The 6829-nt window shown below is 27.6% G+C and carries 8 protein-coding genes; 5 read left to right on the top strand and 3 right to left on the bottom strand.

Annotation, left to right across the window (positions count from 1 at the left end; translation table 11 throughout):
• Nucleotides 1-198, top strand: a 198-nt coding sequence (locus tag ABVS04_RS05900) for a hypothetical protein (protein ID WP_368029741.1), incomplete at its 5' end; no start/stop codon positions are given.
• A 22-nt stretch (nt 199-220) separates the two neighbouring features.
• Here ABVS04_RS05900 and ABVS04_RS05895 read toward each other — a convergent pair.
• From ABVS04_RS05895 to ABVS04_RS05885, 3 genes are all read right to left on the bottom strand, one after another.
• Entirely contained in the window at nt 221-949 is a 729-nt protein-coding gene (locus ABVS04_RS05895; protein ID WP_368029740.1) for a c-type cytochrome, read from the bottom strand.
• 95 nt (nt 950-1044) lie between these two features.
• Nucleotides 1045-3270 carry an ATP-dependent Clp protease ATP-binding subunit ClpA gene (gene clpA, locus ABVS04_RS05890; protein WP_368029739.1) on the bottom strand — a complete coding sequence of 742 codons (2226 nt, stop codon included), beginning with the start codon at nt 3268-3270 and terminating at the stop codon, nt 1045-1047.
• 2 nt (nt 3271-3272) lie between these two features.
• A complete protein-coding gene (locus tag ABVS04_RS05885) occupies nt 3273-3572 on the bottom strand; it encodes an ATP-dependent Clp protease adaptor ClpS (protein WP_368029738.1) in 300 nt (99 codons plus the stop codon).
• A 196-nt stretch (nt 3573-3768) separates the two neighbouring features.
• On the opposite strand from ABVS04_RS05885, the gene ABVS04_RS05880 reads away from it, so the two are divergent.
• Genes ABVS04_RS05880 through ABVS04_RS05865 form a run of 4 tightly spaced genes read left to right on the top strand, consistent with a single transcriptional unit; the run spans nt 3769 to nt 6828 of the window.
• Nucleotides 3769-4710, top strand: coding sequence for an AAA family ATPase (locus ABVS04_RS05880; RefSeq protein ID WP_368029737.1), 942 nt, complete (start codon nt 3769-3771; stop codon nt 4708-4710).
• A gap of 17 nt (nt 4711-4727) precedes the next feature.
• Complete coding sequence (locus ABVS04_RS05875; protein WP_368029736.1) at nt 4728-5558, top strand: DUF58 domain-containing protein; 831 nt, start codon at nt 4728-4730, stop codon at nt 5556-5558.
• Between the two features lie 2 nt (nt 5559-5560).
• A complete protein-coding gene (locus tag ABVS04_RS05870; RefSeq protein ID WP_368029735.1) occupies nt 5561-5938 on the top strand; it encodes a hypothetical protein in 378 nt (125 codons plus the stop codon).
• A complete protein-coding gene (locus tag ABVS04_RS05865; protein ID WP_368029734.1) occupies nt 5935-6828 on the top strand; it encodes a VWA domain-containing protein in 894 nt (297 codons plus the stop codon). The genes ABVS04_RS05870 and ABVS04_RS05865 overlap by 4 nt, the downstream gene beginning before the upstream one ends.
• Nucleotide 6829 lies beyond the last annotated feature (1 nt).

The following is a 6829-nucleotide window of genomic DNA, read 5'->3' as shown; positions in this document are numbered from 1 at the left end:
GGAATTATAATAGATTCTTCTGCCTTTGTCAAGAGCTTACAGCTGAAATTTGGCTTAAATTTCTGGATTCTTCTCCCCTTCTCCTCTTTTACTCTATTTTTATTGGGTTTTCTTGGGGATTACTTACTTTTTATTGGGGTTTTTAGCGTTTTTGTTTTTAAAGAAAAAATTAAAGAAAGATTTAAATCTTTTCTTTAATTCTTATTTACTAGATAGATTATTATAAGTTTGAAATAAAAGTAGCTAATGCATCAACTTCAGCATCTGTTTTAGTAGCGACTTGTCCTTTCATAATATTTTTCATAACTCCACCATAAGTTCCATCTTTATATCCATTTAATGCTTGAATAGTTTTCTCTTTATCCCATCCTGCAATCACTTGAGATTTTCCTAAAGCCTCTTTTTCACCTTTTTGACCATGACATGATGCACAAGATTTAAATAATGCTTCTCCATCTAAGCCTTCTGCAACTGTTGCTACTGCTTCTGTTGCACTAGCAACTATAGCATCAGCTGCAGTTCCAGCTGCTGCAACTGCTGTTTCACCTTGAGCTACTGTAGTTGCTGCTGCTTCTTTTGTCTCTTCAACAACAGAAACTGCCATTTCTTTTGTACTTTCTTTTACTTCTTCAACTTTAGCAGCTGTTTCTGTAACTGCAGTACTTGCAGCTTCTTTTGCAGTTTCAACCACATTTGCTGTAGTTTCTTTAACTACTTCAGTAGTGTTTTCAACAACTTTATTAGTTGCTTCTGTAACTGTATTAGTAACTTCCGTTGCGGCTTTTGTAACTGTTTGTGCTACATCTTTAGTAGCTTCTGCAACTACTTCTTTTGTAGTAGTTTGCTCTGTTGCAACTTTAACCGTTGACTCAGCAGTTGTTTTTTTCTCATCTCCACACCCAGCTAATAAAAGTACTGTAACAGCAGAACCTAATAAAATTTTATTCATCTTTTTAATCCTTTAATCGAAATTATTCTAAATTTACGTTTTTTAATAAAAAACCATATTTTTCATTATAGCTAAAATATTGTATAAAAATTGTGTTAGATTTTCTCATATTGGAAAATAAACTCTTTATCAAAATCAATTTTAACTAACCCGCCTTTTTTTAATTTACCAAATAAAATCTCATCTGTCAATATATTTTTAATTTTATCTGAGATAACTCTATTAAGTGGTCTTGCTCCCATTGCTTTATCATAACCTAAAACTGCAAGTTCATTTTTTGCTTTAGCACTTATTTCAATTTTTATTTTTTTATCTGTTAATTGTCTTTCTAAATCTTCAATAAATTTACCAGCTACTTTAGAAACCACATCTGTTGTTAATGAATCAAAAGGAACTACAGCATCAAGTCTATTTCTAAATTCAGGTGCAAAGAATTTATTTATTGCTTTATTCTCATTTAATTTATCATTTTTTGCAAATCCCATAACATTTGCTTCAGTTGCTCCTAAATTTGATGTCATTATTAAAACTACATTTTGAAAATTAGCTTTATTACCACTATTATCTGTAAGTTCTGCATTATCCATTACTTGCAATAATATTGACATTAAATCAGGATGAGCTTTTTCAATCTCATCTAGTAACAATACTGTATGTGGATGTTTTCTAATTGCTTCTGTTAAAAGTCCACCTTGCTCAAATCCAACATAACCAGCAGGTGCTCCAATAAGTCTTGAAATCGTATGAGCTTCCATATATTCACTCATATCGAATCTTTCGAAATGAATTCCAAGTTGTGATGAAAGTTCTTTGGCTACTTCTGTTTTACCAACCCCCGTAGGTCCCGTGAATAAGAAACTTCCAATTGGTTTTTTATCAAGTCCAAGTCCTGCTTTATTTCTTTTTATTGATTGTACAATTGTACTTATTGCACTATCTTGCCCAAATACTCTTTTTTGCATATTTTTTTCTAATGATTTTAAAAGAGTTAAGTCAGATTTTGTTGCACTTCTTTCAGGAATATGTGCCATTTTTGCGATTGTAGATTCTACATCTTTTTGTGTTATTGTAATATTATTTGTTGATTTTGTTTTAAGTTGGGTTGCTAGTAATATTTTTTTAGTAGCTCCTACCTCATCTATTACATCAATTGCACAATCTGGTAAAAATCTATCTGTAATATATTTTTTACTTAATTCAACTGCACTTTGTATTGCACCTTTTGAGTATTTTACACCATGATATTCTTCATATTTTGATTTTAAACCATCTAATATAATAATACTGTCTTCTATTGTTGGTTCTTCCACATCAACTTTTGCAAATCTTCTACTAAGTGCTTTATCTTTTGAGAAATCATTTCTGAATTCGGCAAATGTAGTAGCACCTATACATCTCAATTTTCCATTTGCAAGCATTGGTTTTAAGATATTTGAAGCATCCATTGCAGATCCCCCTACACTTCCAGCTCCTACAATTGTATGAATTTCATCTATAAATAAAATTGAATTTGGTACTTTTACTACTTCTTTTAAAAGTGTTTTTAATTTTTTTTCAAAATCACCTCTATATTTAGTTCCTGCAATCATAGAACCCATATCAAGTGAAAATACTTTTGCTTTTAATAAAAATTCAGGCACTTTTTCTTGAGCTATTTCTAAAGCTAAACCTTCTGCAATCGCAGTTTTACCAACTCCTGGCTCACCAACTAATATAGGGTTATTCTTTTTTCTTCTACTTAAAATCTCAATTACTCTTGAAATTTCTTTTGATCTTCCTATTACTGGATCCATTTCGCCTTTTTTTGCGAGTGCTACTAGTTCTACAGAATTTTTATCTAATACTTTATTTTCATTATCAGCATCATTTTGTTGATTTTCTTCATCATCAATTTCTTTATGAGAAATCTCTTCTAAAATATCAACTCTTTGAATTCCTAATTTCTTTAATAAATAAGTAGCATAAGATTTTTCTTCTTTTAATATTGCTACAAACATATCTTCTACATTTGCATTTTGTTTTCCACTAGTTTGAGAGTGGGCTACCATATATTCAATTGTAGATGCTAAAGAAACTGTTTCTATTGGTTCCTCATCAATATTTTGATCTTTTGGAAATTTTGGTGTATTTTCATCTATATAAATTTTTAACTCATCAAAAAGTATATTTGTATCTACACCTAAATCTATAAACAGATTTTCTATTGTTTGGTCATGTATTAACATTAAAAAAACATGTTCAATCGTCAAATACTCATGTTTACTACTTTTTGCATAACCAACAGCTTGTGCAAAAATGTTTCTTAATTCTTTACTAATCATTTTTATTCTTCTTCCATTGTTGCTTTTAAAGGAAAGCCTTTTTCTCTTGCCATTGCTTTAACTTGTGCAACTTTAGTTCCTGCAATCTCATAACTATAAGTTCCACATATCTCTTTTCCATTATTATGTATATTTAGCATTATTACAGATGCTTCATCAACTGATTTTCTAAATACTTTTACTAATACATCTATTACAAAATCCATTGTCGAGAAATCATCATTCAATAAAAAAACTTTATATTTTTTTGGCTCTTCCAAATCTAATTCATCATTTAATTCTATCTCTATTTCATTACTCACACTAAACCTTTATCATAATTAATTATTTATGCTCTTATATTATAATAAAATTGCAATAATTAAAATAAAAAACTCTTAAAATTTATACTATTACATTTGTTAATAGAAGATTATTTTACCATTAATACTTTATTTACTCATTGAAATTATACTTTCATATATAAAATTAAATTCAAATAAAAGGTATTAAATACATATGCTAATACAAAATATCAAAAACGAAATGAAAAAAGTTATTGTTGGTCAAGATGAGTTAATTGACTCCTTACTTATAGGGCTTATTGCAAATGGACATATTTTAGTAGAAGGAGTTCCAGGACTTGCTAAAACAACTGCAATTAATGCTCTTGCACAAGCTTTAGGAATTGATTTTAAAAGAATTCAATTTACGCCTGATTTACTTCCAAGTGATATTACTGGAACTGAGATTTATAATCCAAAAAGTGGTGAATTTTCTATAAAAAAAGGACCAGCTTTTACAAACTTACTACTTGCTGATGAGATAAATAGAGCACCTGCAAAAGTTCAAGCAGCACTTTTAGAAGTTATGCAAGAAAGACAAATCACTATTTCTGATACAACTTTCAAATCTCCAAGTCCTTTTTTAGTAATGGCAACTGAAAATCCAGTAGAACAAGAAGGAGCTTATAGACTTCCAGAAGCTCAACTTGATAGATTTATGATGAAAGTTTTAGTTGGATACAACACATTTGATGAAGAGATAGAAATCGTAAATAGAGTTGCAATAAAGGGATTTGAAAAAATTCAAGCAGTTACTAGTATTGATGATATTATAAATATGAAAGAGTCATTAAAACAAATTCATGTTGATAATGCAGTAAAAAATTATATGACAAAACTAATTTTTGCAACAAGAGATCCAAAAGATTATGATTTACATGAAATTGCTGAATATATTGAATTTGGAGCAAGTCCAAGAGCTTCTATTGATTTATATAAAGCAAGTGTTGCAACAGCATTAATTAGAGGAAAAGATTATGTAACTCCATTAGATATCTCTTATGTTTTAAAAGGTGTATTAAGACATAGATTAATTCTTAATTTTAAAGCAAGAGCAAACGGAATTACTACTGATTATATTATTGATAAAATTATTCAGAAAATAAAAACTCCTTAAGTAAAAGGAGAAATACAATGTATGATAAAGCAAAAGAGATAATAATAAAAGCTAAAACAAATATTTTTAATACAAATCTTGGAAATCAATTAACTTCTCTAAAAGGGGATGGTTTAGATTTTAAAGAGATTAAAGAGTATAGCTATGGAGATAATATAAAAAATATCAATTGGAAAGCAACAGCGAAAAGTAACTCTTTAAAGGTAAATGTATTTGATGAAAGTAGACAGTTAAATATAATAGTAGCTTTTTTGATAAATGGAAGTTTAGAATTTGGTTCTGTTAATATGAAACAAGATATTGCAACTGAAATTATTGCCCTACTTGGTTTTTCATCTATTTACAATCATGATTTACTTTTTCCTATTCTTTTTAGTAATAAAAGTGAAATATTTTACGAACCAACGTATGATGAGACAATTATGTACAAGCTTATTCAGGATGCACTAGAAATTAAGTGTATAAAAAAAGAGGTAAATTATAAAAGTTTTTGTGATTATATTAATACTACGATGAAACAACGCTCAGTTATTTTTGTAGTTGGTGATTTTTATGGAAATGTTGATTTAAGTGAAATTGCTTATACAAATGATGTTTATGCTTTGATTGTAAGAGATAGATTAGAAGAGTATCCATTTTTAAATGGTGAATATGAACTTGTAAATGCTACAAATCTCAAAAGTAGTGAATTTAATATTACTAAAAATGTTGCAAAGAAATATAAAGAGCTTTTAGATTTACAAGATGAAATACTTGAAGAACATTTTCTAAAGCATAAAATCACCCATGGGAAAATATATACAGATGATAATATTTTCCTAAGATTATCACAAATCATAAAAGGATAAATGTGGAAGAATTAAAAGATATAAAAGGAATTATCGAAGTTCCTGATTATTCCCTTTGGATTTTAATAAGCATAATTGTAACTATTCTATTTTTCATAGCTATAACAATCTATTTTTTTAAAAATAGAAGAAAAAAGAGAAAAAAACTAACCTTAAAACAAATTGCAATGAAAAACTTAAAAGAGATAAATTTTAATGACACAAAAGATACAGTTTATACTTTTTGTGAAAATTTCCAATACTTTATAGATGAAAAAAATAAAGAATCTTTTGAAGAATTACAAAAAGAATTAGAAATGTATAAATATAAAAAAGAGATAGAAAAAATCTCAAAAGAGTTAGAAGATAGGATAAAAAGTATGATAAAGGAGATTAAATGAATTTTTTAAACTTTAGCTTTGAATACCCTTATGCTTTTTTAATATTAATACTTTTTTTTGTATGTTTAAAATTTTGTAAAACAAAAGGTATCTCTTTTTATTTTCCTAATATTTCATTACTAGAAAAAGCTTCAAAAAGTTCAATGCTTTTGATAAATAGTTTGAAATTTCTAAGTGTTTTATTTTTAGTTATAGCATTGAGTTCTCCAATAAAAAAAGATGATGTAAATATCAAAAATGATGAAGGTTATGAAATATCTCTTATTTTAGATGCAAGTGGTTCAATGATTGAAGCTAATAAATTTGCTATTGTTAAAAATATAGTAACAGATTTTGTTGATAAAAGAGAACATGATCGTTTGGGTTTAAGTATATTTGCTGATTTTGCTTATGTGGCAATTCCTTTAACCTATGATAAAAATAGTATAAAAAGATTATTGAGTAAGATTGAAGTAGGAATTGCAGGACGACAAAGAACTGCTTTAAATGAAGCTTTGTTTTTAAGTTCAAATCTATTTAAAACAAGTAAATCAAAAAATAAAATTGCAATTTTACTAACAGACGGAATTGATAATACAAATACTATTCCTTTAGATGTGGCAATTTCTACAGCTAAAAAATATGGAATAAAAGTCTATACAATTGGTGTTGGAACTCCTGGAGATTTTAATCCAGCAGTATTACAAGAAATAGCTAAACAAACTGATGCAAAATATTTTTATGCTGATACGATTCAAGGTCTAAAAGATATATATTCAACAATTAATAAATTAGAAAAAAGTGAAATAAAAGCTGAGAAATATGTTAAAAAAACATACTTCTATCAATATTTCTTAGCTTTAGCATTACTATTTTTCATGGCATATTTTTATATGTCAAATAAGGAGTAAG

The sequence above is a fragment of the Arcobacter sp. s6 genome (genome assembly GCF_040884245.1).
Taxonomy (GTDB): Bacteria; Campylobacterota; Campylobacteria; order Campylobacterales; family Arcobacteraceae; genus Aliarcobacter.
The sequence above is the reverse complement of the archived record's forward strand: the minus strand, read 5'-3'. Positions and strand labels throughout refer to the sequence as shown.